The following is a 22,288-nucleotide window of genomic DNA, read 5'->3' on the forward strand; positions in this document are numbered from 1 at the left end:
GATGTTGTGGCCAGGGACTCTGATCGGAGCCGGGGCGGGTTTTGCCATCGCCAGCATTCCGGGGGCCATGCTTGGCGCATTGTTGGGGCAGGCGCTGGATCGGCGCTTGCAACTGCAAAGCCTGGGGCATCTGCGCGAGCGCCTGGGCGGGCGCGCGATGTTGCGCAACGATGAATTGCTGTTCGTGCTGCTCGGGCGCCTGGCCAAGAGCGACGGCCGGGTGGGCGACGGCCATATCTACCAGGCGCGCCAGGAAATGCGCGCACTGGAGATGAACGAATTTGCCCAGAAACGCGCGATTGCGGCGTTCAACCGTGGCAAGAGCGGGCACGATCGGTTGCGTGGCTACCTGCGCCGTTTGCGCGCACAGCCCCATGCTGCCGAAGGGGTGTTGCGGGCGTGCTGGCGGATGGTCTGGGCAGACGGGCGTGCGGGCCGTGCCGAGCGCGAGCTGCTGGCCCAATGGGGCAAATGGCTGGACTGGACGCCGGAGCAGGTGCAGGCCCTGGCCCAGGATTACGAACTGCACAAGCGACCCTTGGCCAACAGTGGCGAGGCTTACCAACACGCCATGCGCCTGCTGGGGGTGACGCTGAGCAGCGAGCCGGACCAGATCAAGCGGGCCTACCGACGCCTGCTCAGTCGGCATCACCCGGACAAGATCGCCGGTAGCGGGGCTTCGCCGTCCCAGGTGCGCGAAGCAACGGAGAAGACCCGGGAGTTGCACAGCGCCTATGCGTTGATTCGTCAGCGCCGCGATTTTCGCTAGGGAGCATCGAGCGCAGTAGCGCCCTGTCTAGGGCAACCGCGCGGCGTTGTCCTGCGGGGTCAACCAGCCTCGCACCCGGCGTACCAATTGTTGCTGTTGGGCGGCGTTGTTGCCGGGGAGGGCGTTCAGGGAAATCTGCCGGAAACTCGAATCCTTCAGCCGTTTGCTGGCCTGCAGGCGTTCCTGGGCTGCGCGTTGCAGCAACGGTTTGTCGTTGTAGTACAGATCCAGGGTTGGCAATTTCAATCCGCTGGTCAGTTCCGCCAGCCCGGGTGTGCTGGAGGCGGGTACCTGGGCGGCGACCATCACCAGCTTCGCGACTTGGGCAGGCTGTTTTTCGCTCAGGTAACGGGCGGCCCAGTAAGCTCCGGTGCCGTGGCCGAGCAGGACGATACTGCGGGCGTTCTGTTGCTCTGCAAACGCCAGGGCGGCGTCGATGCGCAAGAATATTCGCTGGGTATCGGCCTTGAGATGTTCATCGTGGGTCTGCGCCACCGGCTGATCAGCCTCCTCACCTTCGCCACCGGCCACTTGCTCGATAGGGGCCGCAGTGCTGGCGTCTTTGCTCGGGGGCTCGGTGCTGACCGGTGCCGTTGCACTTTCGAGGATGCGCGGCTGTGGGGCATTGCTTTGCAGGTCCGGCAGGGTAAGACTCAGGCTGCTCCAGTCGGCGTCGGGCAATTTTTGCCGCAACGGCGCGACGGCTTGAGGCCAGTCAGCTGTTTCGCCTGTGCCCGGGACGATAATCACCGTACCTTGGGGCTCGCTGGTGTTGGCCGGCTGCCAAAGGGCCAGGAAGGTCTCGCTGCCTGCCGACAACTGTTGCTGTTCGCCAGGGGGCAGGCTGCGTTGCAGGGCAAAAGCTTCTTCCTGGCTACGCTCAGGCAGGGGCTGGCGTTGCTCGGAGGGTGCGCTGGCCGCAGGTTCCGTTGGCTCGGCAGCCTGGGCGGAAAGGGCGCCAGGCAAGATCAACGACAGGCACAATACTGGCAGTGCCAGGCGGTAGACAGGGGGCATCGGATATTCCAGGCCAGAAGTATTCCCGGCAGCCTAATGGGTTGGTCAGTATTTGTCAGTGTGTGAGAGTTCGCATGAAACGTCTTTGCTGCCTGTTGCTTATCGGCTGTTTCTGGCTTCCCTTGATGGCCTGGGCGGCTGCCGCGCCGCCTGCGCGCGTGGCGCAACTGAGCAGCGAGCAACGGCAATGGCTGGCCCGTCACTCTGAGCTGCGGGTCGGTGTGGTGCTGCAGGCGCCTTACGCGCAGTACGACCGGCGGCTGCAGCGCCTGTCCGGGGCCAATATCGAATTGATGCAGTGGCTGGCCAGCGCCCTGAAGGTCGAGCTGACCTGGCGCAACTTTCCCGATGTCGCGCAGTTGGAGCAGGCGGTGCGTGAGGGGGAGGTCGACCTGGCCCCAGGCCTGACCCAAACCCCAGCCGCCCTGCGCTTGTGGCAATTCACTGACCCCTATATGCGCGTGCCGCAATTGGTGGTGGGTCAACAGAAGGGCGCCGGCGCGGTGGATCTTGAGAAGCTCGACGATCAGTCACGGGTCGCGGTGCGGATGCCCAGTGCGATCGCCGATTACCTGCGCAGCAACTACCCCAACCTCAATTTGCAGGGCGTGCCCCAGGAACGCCAGGCCCTGCAACTGTTGCTCTCCCAGCAAGCGCGTTACGCGGTCATCGATGAGGCCCAACTCAGCCGGCTGTCCGCCGAGTCCGAGTTTGCCGGGTTGGCCGTAGTGGGGGATATCGGCCTGCCGCAGTTGCTGCGGGTGGCTACCCGTCGCGATTGGCCGGAGTTGGCCGGCATCGTCGAAAGCGCCTTGCACGCGATTCCGGCCAAGGACCTGGAGCAATTGCACGCACGCTGGTTGCAACCCAAGTACCCACGTTTGTCGGAGTCCCCGGGGTTCTGGCAGAACCTCTGCCTGTTGCTGGGGGTATTGCTGCTGAGCGCCATGGCCATCGTGATCTGGCAACGGCGCCAGCAACACCTGCTCGAGCAGCGCTTGCTCGCCGCCCGCGAGGACATTGCCCTGCGCGCGGCCAGCGAAGAAGCGTTGCGCCTGACACAGTTCTCCATCGATCAAAGCACCGTCGGGATCCTCTGGGTCAATTGGGACAGCCACGTGCGCTACGCCAACCGGGCGGCCGAGGACATGCTCGGGTATGTCTCGGGCGGGGTGATCGACCGACCGCTGATCGACTTCGAACCCAACTTGCACATGGACCGTTGGTTGAACCTGTGGAAACGCGCGCGGGCCAGCGAGGAGGGGCCGCAAAGCTTCGAAACCAATTGCCTGCGCGCCGATGGCAGCATTTTGCCGGCTGACGTGACCTTGAGCTTCCTGCGCTTTCGCGACAGCGAATACCTGGTGGTCTACCTCAATGACGTCACTGAGCGCCGGCGGGCCTTGGCGGCCTTGCGCGAAAGCGAGGCACGGTTGCAGGGGATTGCCGCCAACGTACCCGGACTGGTATTTCGTCTTGAGCGGGCGCCGGTGACCGGGCAAATCGACTTTGCCTACATCAGCGAAGGCAGTGAGAGCCTGGTGGGCTACTCGCCCGCCACCTTGAGCCATCGCGACATGGGCCTGCGCAGTGTGGTACATCCGCAGGACAGAGCCAGTTACCACCGCACCCAGGATCACGCGCTGGACACCGACAGTGACTGGTCGTGGCAAGGCCGCATCCTCACCCGCCAGGGGCAGCAACGCTGGGCCGAGATCAAGGCCATCACTCGGCGCCTCGACGATGGCGCCTTTGTCTGGGACGGGATCGTCTGGGACATCAGCGAGAGCAAGCGCATCGAACTGGAACTGGCCAGCTCCCGCGAGCAACTGCGTGAGCTGTCGGCGCATCTGGAGAGTGTGCGCGAAGAGGAAAAGGCGCGGATTGCCCGGGAAGTCCACGATGAGTTGGGACAGATGCTGACGGTACTCAAGCTGGAAACCTCGATGTGCGAATTGGCCTACGCCGAACTGGACCCGGGCCTGAGTGATCGGCTCAACAGCATGAAACGCCTGATCGCCCAGCTGTTCCAACTGGTGCGGGACGTGGCCACGGCGCTGCGTCCGCCGATTCTGGACGCCGGCATCGCCTCGGCCATCGAGTGGCAGGCCCGGCGTTTTGAGGCGCGTACCCAGATTCCCTGCCTGGTGCAGGTGCCCGACAACCTGCCGGTGCTGAGTGACGCCAAGGCGATTGGCTTGTTCCGGATCCTCCAGGAGGCACTGACCAATGTCATGCGCCACGCCCAGGCGCATACTGTCGAATTGACACTGGTGCTGGAAGACGAGCAGCTGTGCCTGACCGTCAGCGACGATGGTGTAGGTTTTGTCGCTCAAGCCGGTAGGCCAACTTCCTTTGGGGTAGTGGGCATGCGCGAGCGAGTGTTGATCATGGGTGGCACACTGCAGCTCGACAGCGTGCCGGGCGAGGGCACCACCCTTGAGGTCCGTGTGCCTTTGCATGAAGCGTGCAACTGATTTTTCTGGAGAAGCCTGTGATCCGTGTACTGGTAGCCGAAGACCACACCATCGTGCGTGAAGGCATCAAGCAATTGATCGGCCTGGCCAAGGATCTGTTGGTGGTGGGGGAAGCGAGCAATGGCGAACAGTTGCTCGAAACCTTGCGCCACGTGCCCTGTGAGGTGGTGTTGCTGGACATTTCCATGCCCGGGGTGAATGGCCTGGAGGCGATCCCGCGGATTCGCGCGCTGAACAATCCACCGGCGATTCTGGTGCTATCGATGCACGACGAGGCGCAGATGGCCGCCCGAGCCTTGAAGGTCGGGGCCGCCGGTTATGCCACCAAGGACAGCGACCCGGCACTGCTGCTGACGGCGATTCGCAAGGTGGCGGCTGGCGGGCGCTATATCGATCCGGAGCTGGCGGATCGAATGGTCTTCGAAGTCGGCCTGACTGATTCACGGCCCCTGCATTCGCTACTCTCGGAGCGCGAGTTCTCGGTGTTCGAGCGCCTCGCGCAGGGCGCCAACGTCAATGACATCGCCCAGCAACTGGCGTTGAGCAGTAAGACCATCAGCACCCACAAGGCGCGGCTGATGCAGAAACTCAACATCACCTCACTGGCGGAGTTGGTGAAGTACGCCATGGAGCACAAGCTGCTCTGAACAATACGCGATCCCCTGAGCGAGGCTTGCCCGCGAAGATGTCAGCACATTCAACATCAATGTGACTGACACACCGCCTTCGTGGGCAAGCCTCGCTCCTACAGAGCACCGTGTCGGCATATCCATTTACGACATCCCGCCAAACCGCTTTTGCCTGTTCTTGTGGCTTGTAGCGGAAAACTCGCTGTCGACCTGTCCAAACGCGCCATCCTTGTAGGGCAATCCCTACCCCCAACCTTCCATCTGGCTGAGGCGATTCTCTCCTGCGCCCCGATTTGCGTGGCTGTGCGTAGCCACTAGGCTTAATCCACGGCAGTCATCAACAATAAAGGTGTGGGTATGAGCGAGGTCGATTCAAGCGCGGGGACCAATGATGTACTGGTCAGCTTTCGTGGCGTGCAGAAGAGCTACGACGGCGAGAACCTGATCGTCAAAGACCTCAACCTGGATATTCGCAAAGGCGAGTTTCTCACCTTGCTCGGGCCTTCCGGCTCCGGCAAGACCACCAGCCTGATGATGCTCGCCGGTTTCGAAACCCCGACCGCCGGCGAGATCCTGCTGGCCGGGCGTTCGATCAACAACGTGCCGCCGCACAAGCGTGACATCGGCATGGTGTTCCAGAACTACGCCCTGTTCCCGCACATGACGGTGGCCGAGAACCTGGCGTTCCCGCTGACCGTGCGTGGTCTGAACAAGAGTGACGTCAGTGACCGGGTCAAGCGTGTCCTGAGCATGGTTCAGCTCGATGCCTTCGCCCAGCGTTACCCGGCCCAGCTTTCTGGTGGACAGCAGCAGCGGGTGGCCCTGGCCCGGGCGCTGGTGTTCGAGCCGCAACTGGTGCTGATGGACGAGCCGCTCGGCGCTCTCGATAAACAGCTGCGTGAACACATGCAGATGGAGATCAAGCACCTGCACCAGCGCCTGGGTGTGACCGTGGTCTATGTGACCCACGACCAGGGCGAAGCCCTGACCATGTCCGACCGGGTGGCGGTGTTCCATCAAGGCGAAATCCAGCAGATCGCCCCACCTCGCACCCTGTACGAAGAACCGAAAAATACCTTCGTGGCCAACTTCATTGGCGAAAACAACCGCCTCAATGGCCGTCTCCACAGTCAGACCGGCGAGCGCTGCATTGTCGAGCTTGGGCGCGGGGAAAAGGTCGAGGCACTGGCGGTGAATGTCGGCAAGACCGGCGAGCCAGTGACTCTGTCCATTCGTCCGGAGCGGGTCAGCCTCAACGGCTCCAGTGAGGCGTGTGTCAACCGCTTCTCTGGGCGGGTGGCGGAATTCATCTATCTGGGCGACCACGTCCGTGTGCGCCTGGAAGTCTGCGGCAAGACCGATTTCTTCGTGAAACAGCCGATCGCCGAGCTGGATCCGGCGCTGGCCGTCGGAGACGTGGTGCCGCTTGGCTGGCAGGTCGAACACGTCCGTGCTCTCGATCCCCTTCTAGAGGCGAATTGATCGCCCCCTTGCTTCACCAACCCTGCACGTGGAGAGAACAATAAATGTTGAAATCCCTGAAATTCACCGCCCTGGCTCTGGGCATGATGGGTGCGGCACACGCGATGGCCGCGGGCTCGGACCTGACCGTGGTGTCGTTTGGCGGCGCGAACAAGGCCGCACAGGTCAAGGCCTTCTATGCGCCTTGGGAAGCAGCGGGCAACGGCAAGATCGTCGCCGGTGAATACAACGGTGAAATGGCCAAGGTCAAGGCCATGGTCGACACCAAGAGCGTGTCCTGGGACCTGGTCGAAGTAGAGTCGCCAGAGCTGTCCCGCGGTTGCGACGAGGACATGTTCGAGCAACTCGACCCTGCACTGTTCGGCAACACCGAAAATTACGTCAAGGGTGCGATCCAGCCGTGCGGCGTTGGTTTTTTCGTCTGGTCGACCGTGCTGGCCTACAACGCCGACAAGCTGAAAACCGCGCCGACCAGTTGGGCCGACTTCTGGGACACCAAGAACTTCCCGGGTAAACGTGGCCTGCGTAAAGGCGCCAAGTACACCCTGGAATTTGCCTTGATGGCCGACGGCGTGGCGCCGAAAGATGTCTACAAAGTGCTGGCCGGTAAAGATGGCCAGGACCGTGCCTTCAAGAAGCTCGACGAACTCAAGCCGAGCATCCAGTGGTGGGAAGCTGGCGCCCAGCCGCCGCAGTACCTGGCGTCCGGTGATGTGGTCATGAGCTCGGCGTACAACGGCCGGATCGCTGCCGTGCAAAAGGAAAGCAACCTGAAGGTGGTGTGGAACGGCGGTATCTACGACTTCGACGCCTGGGCCATTCCTAAAGGCCTGGACAAGACCCGCGCTGAAGCGGCGAAGAAATTCATCGCGTTCTCGGTCATGCCACAACAGCAGAAAACCTATTCGGAAAACATTGCCTACGGCCCGGCCAATACCCAGGCGGTACCCCTGTTGAACCCGGAAATTCTGAAAGACATGCCGACCACCCCGGAAAACATCGCCAACCAGGTGCAGATCGACGTCAGCTTCTGGGCGGACAACGGTGAGCAACTGGAGCAGCGCTTCAACTCCTGGGCAGCGAAGTAAGCGCGACCCTGTGGCAGAGGGCTTGCCCACTGCCAGTCAGTTAGAGGTTTGACAGCGTAATCCCTGTTGGAGCGAGCAAGCTCCCTCCAACAGGTTGTTTGTCTGCCTCTGTAACGATCAAAGATTTTCGGAGTTCGCCATGGCCATCGCCGTTCCCCTGAACGAGGGCACCCATCGCACCTTGAAGCAGCGCCTGGCGCGTGCCGAGCGGGTCAACCGCTGGAAGGCCCAAGCCCTGATTGCGCCGTTGGTGCTGTTTCTGTTGCTGGTGTTTCTGGTGCCGATTGTGGCGCTGCTCTATAAAAGCGTCGGTAACCCGGAAGTGGTCGGCGGCATGCCGCGCACCGTAGCAGCGATCGCTGCCTGGGATGGCCGAGGCCTGCCAGCGGACCCGGTGTACAAGGCCGCCAGTGAAGACCTGGCCGAAGCTCGCAAGAATCAAACCTTGGGCGACCTGTCCAAGCGCCTGAACATGGAGTTGGCCGGCTACCGCAGCCTGCTGACCAAGACCGCCCGCGCGCTGCCGTTCAAGAGCGAGCCGGCGTCTTATAAAGACGCGCTCGAAGCGCTGGACGAGCGTTGGGGCGACCCGGCCTATTGGCAGGCCGTGCGCCGCAATACCAGCAGCCTGACGCCGTACTACCTGTTGGCGGCGGTTGATCACCGCATCGACGACCTCGGCGAAGTCGCCCCGGCCACGCCCGACCAGGCGATCTACCTCGACATCTTTGCCCGCACCTTCTGGATGGGCCTGGTGATCACGGCCATCTGTCTGGCGCTGGCCTATCCCCTGGCCTACCTGCTGGCCAACTTGCCGGCCCGGCAAAGCAACCTGCTGATGATCCTGGTGTTGCTACCGTTCTGGACCTCGATCCTGGTGCGGGTGGCCGCGTGGATCGTGTTGCTGCAGTCGGGCGGGTTGATCAACAGCGCAATGATGGCCATGGGCATTATCGATAAACCCCTGGAGTTGGTGTTCAACCGCACCGGGGTGTACATCTCGATGGTGCACATTCTGCTGCCGTTCATGATCCTGCCGATCTACAGCGTGATGAAAGGCATCTCGCCGACCTACATGCGGGCGGCGATTTCCCTGGGCTGCCATCCGTTCGCCAGCTTCTGGCGGGTGTACTTCCCGCAGACCTATGCCGGTGTCGGCGCCGGGTGCCTGTTGGTGTTCATCCTGGCGATTGGTTACTACATCACCCCGGCACTGCTGGGTAGCCCGAACGATCAGATGGTCAGCTACTTCGTCGCCTTCTACACCAACACCAGCATCAACTGGGGCATGGCGACGGCGCTCGGCGGGCTGCTGCTGTTGGCGACCATCGTGCTTTATCTGATTTACAGCTGGCTGGTGGGCGCCAGCCGCCTGCGCCTGAGCTAAGGGGAGAATCGAAATGCTGAGTCCTTATATGTCCCCCGTTGAACGGGTGTGGTTCTACAGCTTGCGGATTCTCTGCGGCTTGATTCTGTTGTTCCTGATCTTGCCGGTGCTGGTGATCATCCCGCTGTCGTTCAACTCCGGCAGCTTCCTGGTCTACCCGCTGCAAGGATTTTCGCTGCACTGGTACCAGGATTTCTTTGCCTCGGCCGAGTGGATGCGCGCCCTGAAGAACAGCATCATCGTGGCCCCGGCCGCGACCGTACTGGCGATGATCTTCGGGACGCTGGCGGCCATTGGCCTGACCCGCGGCGATTTTCCGGGCAAGGCGCTGGTGATGGCCCTGGTGATTTCGCCGATGGTGGTGCCCGTGGTGATCATCGGGGTGGCCAGTTACCTGTTCTTCGCCCCGTTGGGACTGGGTAACAGCTTCTTCTCGCTGATTGTGGTGCACGCGGTGCTGGGCGTGCCGTTCGTGATCATCACGGTGTCGGCGACCCTGCAAGGCTTCAACCACAACCTGGTGCGCGCCGCGGCCAGCCTCGGCGCCTCGCCCCTGACGGCGTTCCGCCGGGTGACTTTGCCGTTGATCGCCCCCGGGGTGATTTCCGGTGCGCTGTTTGCGTTTGCCACCTCGTTCGATGAAGTAGTGGTGACCCTGTTCCTCGCCGGCCCCGAGCAAGCGACCTTGCCGCGGCAGATGTTCAGCGGTATCCGCGAAAACCTCAGCCCGACCATCGCCGCCGCCGCAACGCTGCTGATTGCCTTCTCGGTGATCCTGCTGCTGACCCTGGAGTGGTTGCGTGGGCGCAGTGAGAAATTGCGTACTGCACAGGTCTGAAACCTGACATCAACCCCAGTGGGAGCAGACTCGCTCCCACTGGGGTGTTCAGTGGGCTTGAAGCCATTCACGGGCTGAATAACAGACAAAACCCAATCGACAGCTACTATTGTGCCCAGCTCCCCTATCTATAAGAGGCTGCGCACATGAGTCTTTGTTCTTTCAAAATCGCTCATAAGCTGCTCACCGGCACCGGTGCCATCGAGCAACTGGCCGCTGAGTTGACCCGCCTAGATGTCGACCACCCGCTGATTGTCACCGATGCGGCGCTGGTCAAGTCCGGCACCGTGGAGCTGGCGCTGGCGCAACTGGGTGGACGCACCTACGAGATTTTCGACCGGGTGTTGCCCGACCCGGAAATCGCCATCGTCGAGGACTGCATGCGTGTCTACCGCGAGGGCGGGCATGACGGCCTGATCGGCCTGGGCGGCGGCAGTGCCATCGATATCGCCAAAAGCGTCGCGGCCTATGCCGGTTATCACGGCGCGCTCGAGGATTTGTTCGGCGTCGACCAAGTGCCGCGCAAGGGCCCGCCGCTGATCGCGATCCCGACCACCGCTGGCACGGGCTCGGAAGTCACCAACGTGGCGATCCTCTCCGACAAGCAGGCCCAACTGAAGAAAGGCATCGTCAGCGACTACCTGTTGCCTGACGTGGCGCTGGTCAGCCCGCAAATGACCCTGACCTGTCCGCGCAGCGTCACCGCCGCCAGCGGGGTGGATGCCCTGGTGCATGCGGTCGAGTCCTACCTCTCGGTGAATGCTTCGCCGATTACCGACGCCCTGGCCATCGGTGCCATCAAGCTGATCGCCAAGGCGCTGCCCAAGGCCTATGCCAATCCCGCGAACCTGCAGGCCCGTGAGGACATGGCCACTGCCAGCCTGATGGCCGGCATGGCGTTCGGCAACGCCGGGGTCGGCGCGGTGCATGCCCTGGCCTATCCGCTGGGCGGGCGCTTCAATATTGCCCATGGCGTGAGCAACGCGCTGTTGCTGCCCCATGTGATGGCCTGGAACAAGATGGCGTGCGTGGAGCGCATGCAGGACATTGCCCAGGCCTTTGGCCTCAATATCACGCACTTGAGTGCCGATGAAGCGGCGGACCAGGCGGTCGCGGCGATGGCGCGACTGTGTGCCGCAGTGGAAATTCCCCAGGGCTTGCGCAGTTTCGGCGTGCCCCAGGAGGCGATCCCGGCCATGGCGCTGGAGGCCGCGGGAATCGAGCGTTTGATGCGCAATAATCCGCGCCAGTTGACGGCCCTTGATATCGAGAAGATCTATCGAGCGGCTTACTGATCGTTACAGCCACGGTGCGCGCGTCAAAGCATGAGGTATACAATGCGCGCCATCGTGATCCTGCTCAAAAAAGGTGCGTCATGCAGCCCTTCGCTATTGCTCCGTCGATTCTCTCCGCCGACTTCGCCCGCCTGGGTGAAGAAGTGGACAACGTTCTGGCCGCGGGTGCCGACATCGTCCACTTCGATGTCATGGACAATCACTACGTGCCCAACCTGACCATCGGCCCGATGGTCTGCTCGGCACTGCGCAAGTACGGCGTTACCGCGCCGATCGACGCACACCTGATGGTGTCTCCGGTCGACCGCATCATCGGTGACTTCATCGAGGCCGGCGCCACCTACATCACTTTCCACCCGGACGCCACGATTCACGTCGATCGCTCCTTGCAGATGATCCGCGAAGGCGGTTGCAAGGCCGGCCTGGTGTTCAACCCGGCGACTCCGCTGGACGTACTCAAGTACGTGATGGACAAGGTCGACATGATCTTGCTGATGAGCGTCAACCCGGGTTTTGGTGGCCAGAAGTTCATTCCGGCAACCCTCGACAAACTGCGTGAAGCGCGCGCGCTGATCGACGCCTCGGGCCGTGATATCCGCCTGGAAATCGACGGCGGGGTGAACGTCAACAACATCCGCGAAATCGCCGCGGCTGGCGCTGACACCTTCGTGGCCGGCTCCGCGATCTTCAACGCGCCGAACTACCAGGAAGTGATCGAGAAGATGCGTGCCGAACTGGCGCTGGCTCGTCCATGAGTGGTTTTGAGCAGTTGTTCCCAGGGCAATTGCCGCGGCTGGTGATGTTCGATCTGGATGGCACCCTGATCGATTCGGTACCGGACCTGGCAGTGGCCGTGGATCACATGCTGCTCAAGCTGGGGCGCGCACCGGCCGGCCTGGGCGCCGTGCGCGAGTGGGTCGGCAACGGGGCGCCGGTGCTGGTCCGTCGGGCCCTGGCCGGTGATATCGATCACAGTCGGGTCGACGACGTCGAGGCCGAACATGCGCTGGAGATTTTCATGGACGCCTATGCAGACGGCCATGAATTGACGGTGGTTTACCCTGGCGTGCGCGACACCCTCAAGTGGTTGCACAAGCAGGGTGTCGAGATGGCGCTGATCACCAACAAGCCGGAGCGCTTCGTCGCGCCCTTGCTGGATCAGATGAAAATCGGCCGCTACTTCAAGTGGATCATCGGCGGCGATACCCTGCCGCAGAAAAAACCTGACCCGGCGGCGCTGTTTTTCGTGATGAAAATGGCCAACGTACCGGCGTCGCAGTCGTTGTTCGTTGGCGACTCGCGCAGTGACGTCCTGGCGGCCAAGGCGGCGGGCGTCAAGTGTGTGGCCCTGAGCTACGGCTATAACCATGGCCGGCCGATTGCCGAAGAGTCGCCGGCGCTGGTGATCGACGATCTGCGCAAGCTAATTCCCGGTTGCCTGGATTCTGCCGCTGGGATAACGTTGCCCGACGCTGTCCAATCCCCTCCTGGAAATGCCATCGTGGTGGTTACCCGCAAACTCTGGATGAAAGTCATCAAGGCCCTGGCCCGCTGGCGTTGGCGCGCCTGACGTGATCCTGGCCGGCTAGCCGGCGCGTTTGCACACCTGACCGTTAGACCCTCATGCCACGAGGCACCTCATGATCCGCGAAGAATTCCTGCGTTTGGCCGCTGCCGGCTACAACCGCATTCCGCTTGCCTGCGAAACCCTTGCCGACTTCGACACGCCGCTGTCGATCTACCTGAAACTGGCCGATCAACCCAACTCCTACCTGTTGGAGTCGGTGCAGGGCGGGGAGAAGTGGGGGCGCTATTCGATCATTGGCCTACCGTGCCGCACGGTACTGCGGGTGCATGACCTGCATGTAAGTGTGACCGTCGACGGGGTCGAGGTCGAAAGCCACGATGTCGAAGACCCGCTGGCCTTCGTCGAGACCTTCAAGGCGCGCTACAACGTACCGACCATTGCTGGCCTGCCGCGCTTCAACGGCGGCCTGGTGGGGTACTTCGGCTATGACTGCGTGCGTTACGTGGAAAAGCGTCTGGGCAAGTGCCCGAACCCTGATCCGCTGGGCGTGCCGGACATTCTGCTGATGGTCTCCGATGCGGTGGTGGTGTTCGACAACCTGGCAGGCAAGATGCACGCCATCGTGCTGGCCGATCCGGCGCAGGAAAACGCCTTTGAACAAGGGCAGGCGCGCCTCGAGCAATTGCTGGAGCAACTGCGCCAGCCGATTACCCCGCGCCGTGGCCTGGATTTCAGCCAGCAGCAGGCGGCGGACCCGGTATTCCGTTCCAGTTTCACCCAAGCCGATTACGAGCGCGCCGTCGACACCATCAAGGAGTACATCCTGGCCGGTGACTGCATGCAGGTGGTGCCGTCGCAACGGATGTCCATCGACTTCAAGGCGGCGCCCATTGATTTGTACCGCGCCCTGCGTTGCTTCAACCCGACGCCGTACATGTACTTCTTCAACTTCGGCGACTTCCATGTGGTTGGCAGTTCGCCAGAAGTCCTGGTGCGGGTTGAAGACAACCTGATCACCGTACGCCCGATTGCCGGTACGCGTCCTCGTGGCGCGAACGAAGAAGCCGACCTGGCGCTGGAAGAGGACCTGCTGTCGGATGACAAGGAAATCGCCGAGCACCTGATGCTGATTGACCTGGGCCGCAACGACACCGGACGGGTTTCGGAGATCGGTTCGGTGAAGCTGACCGAGAAAATGGTCATCGAGCGTTATTCCAACGTGATGCACATCGTTTCCAACGTCACGGGCCAGTTGAAAGCCGGCCTGACTGCAATGGATGCGCTGCGGGCGATTCTGCCAGCGGGCACCTTGTCGGGCGCGCCGAAGATTCGCGCGATGGAAATCATCGACGAACTGGAGCCGGTCAAGCGCGGTGTGTACGGTGGGGCGGTGGGTTACTTCGCCTGGAATGGCAATATGGACACGGCGATTGCGATCCGCACGGCAGTGATCAAGAACGGCGAATTGCACGTACAGGCCGGCGGCGGCATCGTTGCCGACTCGGTGCCGGCGCTGGAATGGGAAGAAACCCTGAACAAGCGCCGCGCGATGTTCCGTGCCGTGGCACTGGCCGAGCAGACACCCCGGGATTGAGGGTGTAGCGCGGCACAAAAAAACGCTGCCCCCGTGAGGAGGCAGCTTTTTTTTGGCTGCGGGTTTTAGAAGTCCAGTACCACGCCGACATTCAACCCTTGCTGGGTGAAGTCATCGTCCTTGCGGATGTTGTAGCCGGCCCGCAACGCCAGGTCGGCCGTCAGCTTGTGGCTGACGCCCAGGTTCAGGCGGTTGGTGTGGGATTGCGGGGTGTAGCCGGCCAGGGTGTACTGGTTGCCGGGCAGGGTGTTGAGGTTCATGGTCACGTCTTGGGTATCGTCTTCATACTCGCGCTCGTGGGCGTATTCGCCATACACCTGGGTCTGCGGGGTGAACAGGTACTTGCCCTGCAAACCGATACCCAAGCGGCGCGAGTTGCGGGTCTGGTCGTCGTAGGTCAGCGCAGTGGCGGTGTTGTCGTCCTCGGAGTAACCGTCGACTTTGACCTTGGCGAAGTCCGCGCTGAGGAACGGTGACAGGTGCCACGGGCTGCTCGCCTGTTGCGCGATGTCGTAGCCGATCCGGCCGCTGGCTGCCAGCACGGTGCCGCTGGTATCGCCTTTTTCGCCGCGTTCGTTGACGCCCAGGTCGAACTTGCGCTTGAGGCTGTCGTAGTCCAGGTGCCCGGCTGTCAGCGCACCGTCCGCCCACCAACGATTTTCCTGGTACTGCGCAAAGGCGGTGCCCATGTAGGTATTGAGTTTGTAGTCCGAGTCGTTGTGCCCGGCTTCCAGGCTTTGACGATAGAACCCGGCTGCGACGCCGACACGCCAGGCATCGTTGAGGCGGTAGCTGCCACCGATGTTCAAGTTGTAGCCAGTGCCATCTGCGCTGGCGGCACTGTTCTGGCCGTCGAAGTCCAGGTGCTGGCCACCGCCAGCGACAATGGCTCGCCATTGGCCGACGCCCTGCCAATTTTCCCAGTCGGCTTGCCATTGGTTGCGCAGTTCATCCTGGTGCGCACGCAGGGTGCCGTGGGCCATTTCTGGCAACAGTGAGGCTTCCCAGGGCGCGGCCAGCAAGGAGTAGGCGTAGTCGGCGATCAGGCGCTGGCCGGCTTCGGTGGGGTGGACCGAGTCGTTGTAGATCAGCTTGCTTGGGTCGGGGGTCGCACTGTTGATGCCGTACCGGGCGTTTTCCGTGCAGCCATTGCCGCTGAAGCAGGTGGCGGTGAGGTTCTGGTCGGTGGCCAGGCCGAATTGCGCCGGGTTGGCGAAGGCTTCGTTGAGCAATACTGGAATGTTCAGCGGGATGATTTCGGCGTCAACGGTCTGTAGTTGTCGCACCAACTCGGTGTTGAACTGTGTGCTGAGTTGGGAAACGAAACCTTGTAGTGGGCTGCCGTTGATTGCCGGCGTCAGGCCGATATCCGGGAGCAGCCAGACCATGATGTATTTGGCACCTGCCTGCTGCAGGGTTTGCACGCTATCGACCAACCGGCCGGCTGCCGCGTCGGCCTGGGCAGGGTTGAGAATCCGGCCCTGGAGAAAATCGTTGCCGCCCCCGGAGAGGTAATAGAGGGCGTTGGGATCGGCGCGCAAGCCATTACTCGGCAGATAGCCTGGGCGTGAGCGCTCGCCGGTGGCTGAGGTGGTGGTGATGGAGTCGAGAATCTGGTCGGTGCGATAACCGCCAACCGCCCAGTTGCTGCCATCGACCAGGCCCTGCTCGGCGCGGACCGCCGAGGTCGAGGCGGCGGTCTGATCATCCGAGAACCCCAGTTTGCCCCCCAGCAATTGTGTCGAGTTGGCAGAACGGACTTCCCCGCTGCCGTCCCGGTAGGTTGGCCCCACCCGGTTGGTGTAGCGCTGCGTGGCGCCTGCCGGGCCGTCCGGGTCAGCGAACTGGCCGGCATCGTTGAGGCTGTCGCCAAAGACCACGAAGTTCGAGTAGGGCGTCGGTGCAGCGATCGCTTGGGCGCAAGCCATCGCGAGAAGGCCTCCTGCCAGCGGTACAAACAGCGTCTGTCTGATCATGATCAAGTCCGTTTATTTATTGTTGTGTTGAACAAAACGACAGTACCAAAAACTTTTGCGCTTTAGCTATGGCTAAAGGCCGGATCCCCCCGCTAGCGTTACGCCATATTGCACCCTCTGCCCAGCTAAGTTACTGTGCTGGAATGTATGAATGAGACCTTCCCCGTGTTGATCGTCAGCAAACTCTTGGATCAAGTCGTCAAGGCACACGCCCGTTGGCGTTGGCGCGCCTGAACTTTCTCTGCCGGCTCGGCCGGACCTGTACCCGTTTGCCTTCTATACCCGTATGAACTGCCGCTTTTGCTGGCTCCACTTCCAGCATCTGACCGAGCGACGCCACTGTGCGGGTCAATCATTCGAAGGCTGTTTTAAAAGTCAGTGAATTCAAGAGGTTTGAACCCATGTTGCTGATGATTGATAACTACGACTCCTTTACCTACAACGTTGTGCAGTACCTCGGCGAGCTGGGCTCAGAGGTCAAGGTAGTGCGCAACGATGAGCTGACCATCGCCCAGATCGAAGCACTCAACCCCGAGCGCATTGTCGTGTCCCCCGGCCCATGCACGCCGACCGAAGCCGGTGTGTCGATCGAAGCCATCAAGTATTTCGCCGGCAAGCTGCCGATCCTCGGCGTCTGCCTGGGGCACCAGTCGATCGGCCAGGCGTTTGGTGGCGATGTGGTACGTGCCCGTCAAGTCATGCACGGTAAGACTAGTCCGGTATTCCACGAGGACAAGGGCGTGTTTGCAGGTCTGAACCACCCGCTGACCGTCACTCGTTATCATTCCCTGATTGTGCAGCGCGAAACCCTGCCCGATTGCCTGGAACTGACCGCCTGGACCCAGCTCGAAGACGGTTCGGTCGATGAGATCATGGGCCTGCGCCACAAGACGCTGAACATCGAGGGTGTGCAATTTCACCCTGAGTCGATCCTCACCGAGCAGGGCCACGAACTGTTCGCCAACTTCCTCAAACAAACCGGCGGCACGCGCTAAGGACTTTCCATGGATATCAAGACTGCCCTGAGCCGTATCGTCGGCCACCTCGACCTGAGCACTGAGGAAATGAGCGATGTGATGCGCGAAATCATGACCGGGCAATGCACGGATTCGCAGATTGGTGCGTTCATGATGGCCATGCGCATGAAGAGCGAGAGCATCGACGAAATCGTCGGCGCCGTCTCGGTGATGCGCGAGCTGGCTGACCGGGTCGAGCTGAAAACCCTCGATGGCGTGGTGGATGTGGTGGGCACTGGCGGCGACGGTGCGAATATCTTCAACGTCTCGACCGCCTCTTCTTTTGTGGTGGCGGCTGCCGGCTGCACCGTGGCCAAGCACGGTAACCGCGCCGTCTCGGGCAAGAGCGGCAGTGCCGACTTGCTGGAAGCGGCCGGGATCTACCTGAACCTGACACCGGTGCAGGTGGCGCGCTGCATCGACAACGTTGGTATTGGTTTTATGTTTGCCCAATCCCACCATCGTGCGATGAAATACGCGGCAGGTCCACGGCGTGACCTGGGCTTGCGCACACTGTTCAACATGCTTGGCCCGCTTACGAATCCGGCCGGTGTGAAGCATCAGGTGGTGGGGGTGTTCAGTCAGGCTTTGTGCCGGCCTTTGGCCGAAGTATTGCAACGTCTGGGCAGCAAACACGTGCTGGTGGTGCATTCCAAGGATGGCCTGGATGAGTTCAGTCTGGCGGCGCCGACGTTTGTCGCCGAATTGAAGAATGACCAGGTCACTGAGTATTGGGTCGAACCTGAAGACCTGGGCATGAAGAGCCAGAGCTTGCACGGTCTGGCTGTGGACAGCCCGGCCGCTTCGCTGGAACTGATTCGCGATGCACTGGGTCGCCGTAAAACCGAGAACGGCCAGAAAGCGGCCGAAATGATTGTGCTCAACGCTGGTGCTGCGCTGTACGCCGCTGATCATGCGAGCAGTCTGAAAGAGGGGGTTGCCCTGGCTCATGACGCGCTGCACACCGGCCTTGCGCGAGAAAAGCTCGAAGAGTTGGGTGCATTTACTGCAGTATTCAAAGTGGAGAATGAGGCATGAGTGTACCGACGGTGCTCGAGAAGATTCTCGCCCGCAAAGTTGAGGAGGTGGCCGAGCGTAGCGCTCGCGTGACACTGGCCGAACTGGAAGCCATGGCAAAAGTGGCGAACGCCCCTCGTGGCTTCGCCCAGGCGTTGATCACCCAGGCCAAGCTCAAGCAACCGGCGGTCATCGCCGAAATCAAGAAAGCGTCGCCAAGCAAAGGGGTAATCCGCGAGCACTTCGTCCCCGCCGAAATCGCAGTCAGCTACGAGAAGGGCGGGGCAACCTGTCTTTCGGTGCTGACCGATGTCGACTTCTTCCAGGGTGCGGACAGCTATCTGCAGCAGGCTCGTGCGGCCTGCAACCTGCCGGTGATTCGCAAGGACTTCATGATCGATCCGTACCAGATCGTTGAGGCCCGTGCACTGGGCGCCGATTGTGTGTTGCTGATCGTCTCCGCGCTGGACGACGTCAAGATGGCTGAGCTGGCTGCCGTTGCCAAAGGCGTTGGCCTCGACGTACTGGTGGAAGTTCACGACGGTGACGAGTTGGAGCGGGCATTAAAAACCCTCGACACACCGCTGGTCGGGGTTAACAACCGCAACCTGCATACGTTTGAAGTGAATCTGGAAACCACCCTCGATCTATTGCCGCGCATCCCTCGCGATCGCCTAGTGATCACTGAAAGTGGCATTCTCAACCGTGCGGATGTCGAGCTGATGGAAATCAGTGAGGTCTATTCGTTCCTGGTGGGCGAAGCCTTCATGCGCGCCGAGAGCCCGGGGGCGGAGCTGCAACGCCTGTTCTTCCCGGAGCGCGGTGTACCGGTCAGCGGTTCTACACTCGACTGAACCTGATTTAATCAAGAAGCCGGCGATGCCGGCTTTTTTGTATCCACAGCCAAGGATTTGCCTGCCATGACCCAACCCATTGCCTTGACCGTCGAAGCGGGCCTGCAAGCTGAGCAGGATTTGCTGGCGACGGTGTGTGCTGGTGACCAGGATTTCGCTCTGTTGTTCTGGCAACCGAGCGATCGTGCGCTGGTCATGCCCCGGCGCTTGAGTCGTTTGCCGGGGTTCGACGCTGCCTGTGTAGCGTCGGCGGAGAATGGCTGGCCGGTGTTACTGCGCGAAACCGGGGGCGAGCCGGTGCCGCAGTCGGCGGCCACCATCAACATTGCGCTGGTCTACGCGCCGCCACGCAGCGAAGGTGATCACGGACGTATCGAAACCGCCTATCGGCGCCTGTGCGATCCGATTTGCATGTTGCTGACAGAGCTGGGGGGCGAGGCGTCTTTGGGGGAAGTGGAGGGCGCGTTCTGTGATGGACGCTTCAACGTCAATCTCGACGGTCGCAAGATGGTTGGCACCGCGCAACGCTGGCGCCAGAGCAAAGGTGGGCAGCGGCCGGTAGGGCTGGTGCATGGCGCATTGTTGCTGGACGATGAACGCGAATCGATGGTGCAGGCGGTCAACCGTTTTAACCAGGTGTGCGGCCTTGAGCAGCGGGTGCGTGCGGCAAGCCATATCGCCCTGCACGAACGATTCGCCGCGCCCCAGGCGATTGAGCGCCTGGACACGCTGTATCGGCAGATGCTGGCCCAGGTGCTGGCGCCTTAGCGGGTGCCGAACACCACCATAGTCTTGCCCTTGACGTTCACCAGGTTGCGCTCTTCCAGGTCCTTGAGCACGCGCCCGACCATTTCCCGCGAGCAGCCGACGATCCGGCCGATTTCCTGACGGGTGACTTTGATCTGCATGCCGTCGGGGTGGGTCATGGCGTCGGGTTGTTTGCACAGCTCCAGTAAGCAGCGCGCAACCCGACCGGTGACGTCGAAGAACGCCAGGTCGCCGACCTTGCGTGTGGTGTTACGCAGGCGCTGGGCAATCTGCCCGCTGAGCACGTAGAGGATGTCCGGGTCGTGCTGGGACAGTTCGCGGAATTTGCTGTAGCTGATCTCGGCCACTTCGCACTCGACCTTGGCGCGTACCCAGGCACTGCGTTCCTGCTCCTGGCCTGCTTGTTCAAACAAACCCAGCTCGCCAAAAAAGTCCCCGTTGTTGAGGTAGGCGATGATCATTTCCCGGCCGTCGTCATCCTCGATCAGGATGGTGACTGAACCCTTGATAATGAAAAACAGTGTGTCGGAACGGTCACCTGCACAAATGATATTGCTCTTGGCCTGGTAGCGACGGCGCTGGCAATGCATCAGTAGCTTGTCGAGGTTCTTGATCTTGGGGGTTGGGGCAATAGCAACCATGGTTGAATCCCGAAAAGACTGCACGGTGTGACGTGGTTGTTTTTATGAGGCGCTGCAGAGCGTGTGCTCTAGGACGGGTGTTGCGCCAGTGAATTGGCGCCAGCTTAACAGACACATTCTGGTGTCATTAGAGAAATTATCAATGCGCGCGGCCGCCGGCTTGCACTGCAGTGGCACGCTGTCTATCCCAAGCCCTGTGCTAAGCTGGCGACCCTTTTTTTACAGTGGAGACTTGGCGATGAAGGCACGCATCCAATGGGCTGGCGAAGCCATGTTCCTCGGTGAATCCGGCAGTGGTCACGTCGTGGTCATGGACGGTCCGCCCGAGGCCGGTGGTCGCAACCTGGGGGTTCGGCCGATGGAAATGCTCCTGCTCGGTGTGGGCGGTTGCAGCAATTTCGACGTAGTTAGCATCCTCAAGAAGTCGCGCCAGGCGGTGGAAAGCTGCGAAGCCTTCCTTGAAGCCGAGCGTGCGACTGAAGATCCCAAGGTGTTCACCAAGATTCACATGCATTTTGTAGTCAAGGGCCGAGCGCTCAAGGAAGCCCAGGTCAAGCGCGCCATCGAGTTGTCGGCAGAGAAGTACTGCTCGGCATCGATCATGCTGGGGGCCGCAGGCGTGGCCATTACCCACGACTACGAAATCATCGAGCTGGGTTGAGTCGGGTTCGTTATCGCGAAGAGGGCCAGTCCTTTTTGATGCGGTGGCTGCGAGCACAAAAAAGGGCGCTGATATCAGCGCCCTTTTTTCGTCTCGGTGTCGAGGTGCGTCAAATGCGGTAGGTGCTTTTGGTCATCACCTTGGCCAACAGGCTCATGCCGAACTTCACCGGCGCCGGGAAGCGAAAACCACCGGCATCCAGCGCACTTTCGGCGTGCTGTTCTTCGTCGATGCGCATCTGCTCAAGAATGGCTCGCGACTTTTCGTCCTCGGCCGGCAGTTGCTCCAGGTGTTCGTTCAGGTGCTTGCAGACCTGATCTTCGGTCGCTGCCACGAAGCCCAGGCTGACTTTGTCGCTGATCAGCCCGGCCACTGCACCGATGCCGAACGACATGCCGTAGAACAATGGGTTGAGGATGCTGGTATGGCTGCCCAGTTGGCGGATGCGTTGCTCGCACCAGACCAGGTGATCGATCTCTTCCTCGGCCGCATGCTCCATCGCCGCCCGCACCTGCGGCAGCTTGGCGGTCAGGGCCTGGCCTTGATACAGCGCCTGGGCACAGACTTCACCGGTATGGTTGATGCGCATCAGGCCGGCGACGTGCCGGGTGTCCTCGTCGCTCATTTTGCTCTCTGGCTGCAGGATGGCTGGCGACGGGCGATAAGGCTGGCCACTGAAGGGCAGCAAGGTGCGCATCGCGGTATCGGCTTGCAACAGAAGACGGTCAATGGGCGAGTAGTGACGTTGGGTAGTCATGCTGACCTCCGGGAAGAATCTCGGCGGCCAGTTTACCGCAATCGGCGGGGGAAGGTTTGCCCTGGGTCATGACGATCGGCGACACAACCCGGAGCAACAGGCTGGGATCAGCCCGGTGGCCAGTGCATCTGGCGTTGACCCAGGACGTGCATATGAATGTGGTAGACGGTCTGTCCACCCAGTTCATTGCAGTTCATCACCACGCGAAAGCCTTCTTCGCATCCCAGTTCCAGCGCCAGGCGTTGGGCGGTGAACAGAATATGCCCGGCCAGCGCCTTGTCGTCCTCGGTGAGGTCGTTGAGGGTGCGCACCGGCTTCTTCGGGATGACCAGGAAGTGCACGGGGGCCTGCGGGGCGATGTCGTGGAAGGCCAGGACCTGGTCATCCTCGTAAATAATCTTGGCAGGTATTTCTCTGTTGATGATCTTGGTGAACAGAGTATCCACAGCTGTTTCTCCATGTTGATGGGCCGCACTGAGTGTACTGAAGGGGCC

The 22,288-nt window shown here is 61.4% G+C and carries 21 protein-coding genes; 16 read left to right on the forward strand and 5 right to left on the reverse strand.

The features are described 5' to 3' along the window. The first annotated feature begins 1 nt into the window (after position 1). A complete protein-coding gene (locus ACIOVD_RS01585) occupies positions 2-769 on the forward strand; it encodes a TerB family tellurite resistance protein (RefSeq protein ID WP_401125684.1) in 768 nt (255 codons plus the stop codon). Between the two features lie 27 nt (positions 770-796). Here the strand turns inward: ACIOVD_RS01585 and ACIOVD_RS01590 are convergent, their stop codons facing one another. After that, a complete protein-coding gene (locus ACIOVD_RS01590; protein ID WP_401125686.1) occupies positions 797-1,786 on the reverse strand; it encodes an alpha/beta hydrolase family protein in 990 nt (329 codons plus the stop codon). 74 nt (positions 1,787-1,860) lie between these two features. Here ACIOVD_RS01590 and ACIOVD_RS01595 point away from each other — a divergent pair, with 74 nt between their 5' ends. The 10 genes from ACIOVD_RS01595 to trpE all read left to right on the forward strand — a co-directional run bounded on the left by ACIOVD_RS01595 (position 1,861) and on the right by trpE (position 14,104). Then, complete coding sequence (locus ACIOVD_RS01595) at positions 1,861-4,263, forward strand: PAS domain S-box protein (RefSeq protein ID WP_401125689.1); 2,403 nt, start codon at positions 1,861-1,863, stop codon at positions 4,261-4,263. Between the two features lie 17 nt (positions 4,264-4,280). Then, positions 4,281-4,910 carry a response regulator transcription factor gene (locus ACIOVD_RS01600; RefSeq protein WP_084318557.1) on the forward strand — a complete coding sequence of 210 codons (630 nt, stop codon included), beginning with the start codon at positions 4,281-4,283 and terminating at the stop codon, positions 4,908-4,910. A gap of 339 nt (positions 4,911-5,249) precedes the next feature. Then, positions 5,250-6,374 carry an ABC transporter ATP-binding protein gene (locus tag ACIOVD_RS01605; protein ID WP_095170555.1) on the forward strand — a complete coding sequence of 375 codons (1,125 nt, stop codon included), beginning with the start codon at positions 5,250-5,252 and terminating at the stop codon, positions 6,372-6,374. Positions 6,375-6,418: 44 nt separating this feature from the next. Next, on the forward strand, positions 6,419-7,462 hold the full coding sequence (locus ACIOVD_RS01610; RefSeq protein ID WP_095170554.1) for an ABC transporter substrate-binding protein: 1,044 nt from the start codon (positions 6,419-6,421) through the stop codon (positions 7,460-7,462). Positions 7,463-7,601: 139 nt separating this feature from the next. Further along, the gene (locus ACIOVD_RS01615) at positions 7,602-8,849 is read left to right on the forward strand and encodes an ABC transporter permease (RefSeq protein ID WP_095170552.1); all 1,248 of its coding nucleotides are present in this window, start codon (positions 7,602-7,604) and stop codon (positions 8,847-8,849) included. 13 nt (positions 8,850-8,862) lie between these two features. Next, positions 8,863-9,687 (forward strand): ABC transporter permease, encoded by an 825-nt coding sequence (locus tag ACIOVD_RS01620; protein ID WP_095170550.1) that lies wholly within the window; start codon positions 8,863-8,865, stop codon positions 9,685-9,687. A 146-nt stretch (positions 9,688-9,833) separates the two neighbouring features. Then, positions 9,834-10,982, forward strand: a complete 1,149-nt coding sequence (locus ACIOVD_RS01625) for an iron-containing alcohol dehydrogenase (protein ID WP_095170548.1) — start codon at positions 9,834-9,836, stop codon at positions 10,980-10,982. Between the two features lie 80 nt (positions 10,983-11,062). Beyond that, positions 11,063-11,737 carry a ribulose-phosphate 3-epimerase gene (rpe, locus tag ACIOVD_RS01630; protein WP_095170546.1) on the forward strand — a complete coding sequence of 225 codons (675 nt, stop codon included), beginning with the start codon at positions 11,063-11,065 and terminating at the stop codon, positions 11,735-11,737. Continuing rightward, entirely contained in the window at positions 11,734-12,552 is an 819-nt protein-coding gene (locus ACIOVD_RS01635; protein ID WP_095170544.1) for a phosphoglycolate phosphatase, read from the forward strand. The genes rpe and ACIOVD_RS01635 overlap by 4 nt, the downstream gene beginning before the upstream one ends. 70 nt (positions 12,553-12,622) lie before the next feature. Continuing rightward, entirely contained in the window at positions 12,623-14,104 is a 1,482-nt protein-coding gene (trpE, locus tag ACIOVD_RS01640; protein WP_095170542.1) for an anthranilate synthase component I, read from the forward strand. A 65-nt stretch (positions 14,105-14,169) separates the two neighbouring features. On the opposite strand, the gene estP is transcribed toward trpE, so the two are convergent. Next, entirely contained in the window at positions 14,170-16,080 is a 1,911-nt protein-coding gene (gene estP / locus ACIOVD_RS01645; RefSeq protein ID WP_095170541.1) for an esterase EstP, read from the reverse strand. 401 nt (positions 16,081-16,481) lie between these two features. On the opposite strand from estP, the gene ACIOVD_RS01650 reads away from it, so the two are divergent. The 4 genes from ACIOVD_RS01650 (at position 16,482) to ACIOVD_RS01665 (ending at position 19,735) form a co-directional block, all read left to right on the forward strand. Beyond that, entirely contained in the window at positions 16,482-17,075 is a 594-nt protein-coding gene (locus ACIOVD_RS01650) for an aminodeoxychorismate/anthranilate synthase component II (RefSeq protein WP_095170539.1), read from the forward strand. 9 nt (positions 17,076-17,084) lie between these two features. Further along, positions 17,085-18,134 carry an anthranilate phosphoribosyltransferase gene (trpD, locus tag ACIOVD_RS01655; RefSeq protein ID WP_095170537.1) on the forward strand — a complete coding sequence of 350 codons (1,050 nt, stop codon included), beginning with the start codon at positions 17,085-17,087 and terminating at the stop codon, positions 18,132-18,134. Continuing rightward, entirely contained in the window at positions 18,131-18,967 is an 837-nt protein-coding gene (gene trpC / locus ACIOVD_RS01660; RefSeq protein ID WP_095170535.1) for an indole-3-glycerol phosphate synthase TrpC, read from the forward strand. The genes trpD and trpC overlap by 4 nt, the downstream gene beginning before the upstream one ends. Positions 18,968-19,033: 66 nt before the next feature. Beyond that, entirely contained in the window at positions 19,034-19,735 is a 702-nt protein-coding gene (locus ACIOVD_RS01665) for a lipoyl protein ligase domain-containing protein (protein ID WP_095170533.1), read from the forward strand. On the opposite strand, the gene crp is transcribed toward ACIOVD_RS01665, so the two are convergent. Further along, positions 19,732-20,376 carry a cAMP-activated global transcriptional regulator CRP gene (gene crp / locus ACIOVD_RS01670; protein WP_095170531.1) on the reverse strand — a complete coding sequence of 215 codons (645 nt, stop codon included), beginning with the start codon at positions 20,374-20,376 and terminating at the stop codon, positions 19,732-19,734. The genes ACIOVD_RS01665 and crp overlap by 4 nt on opposite strands. Before the next feature lie 238 nt (positions 20,377-20,614). Between crp and ACIOVD_RS01675 the strand changes: the two genes are divergently transcribed. Further along, positions 20,615-21,037 (forward strand): OsmC family protein, encoded by a 423-nt coding sequence (locus ACIOVD_RS01675; protein WP_005792019.1) that lies wholly within the window; start codon positions 20,615-20,617, stop codon positions 21,035-21,037. Between the two features lie 109 nt (positions 21,038-21,146). Here ACIOVD_RS01675 and coq7 read toward each other — a convergent pair whose 3' ends face one another. Beyond that, a complete protein-coding gene (coq7, locus tag ACIOVD_RS01680; RefSeq protein ID WP_095170529.1) occupies positions 21,147-21,794 on the reverse strand; it encodes a 2-polyprenyl-3-methyl-6-methoxy-1,4-benzoquinone monooxygenase in 648 nt (215 codons plus the stop codon). A 107-nt stretch (positions 21,795-21,901) separates the two neighbouring features. Then, positions 21,902-22,240 carry a histidine triad nucleotide-binding protein gene (locus ACIOVD_RS01685; protein ID WP_095170527.1) on the reverse strand — a complete coding sequence of 113 codons (339 nt, stop codon included), beginning with the start codon at positions 22,238-22,240 and terminating at the stop codon, positions 21,902-21,904. Positions 22,241-22,288 lie beyond the last annotated feature (48 nt).

The organism is Pseudomonas sp. NPDC087626 (genome assembly GCF_044743405.1).
Taxonomy (GTDB): domain Bacteria; phylum Pseudomonadota; class Gammaproteobacteria; order Pseudomonadales; family Pseudomonadaceae; genus Aquipseudomonas.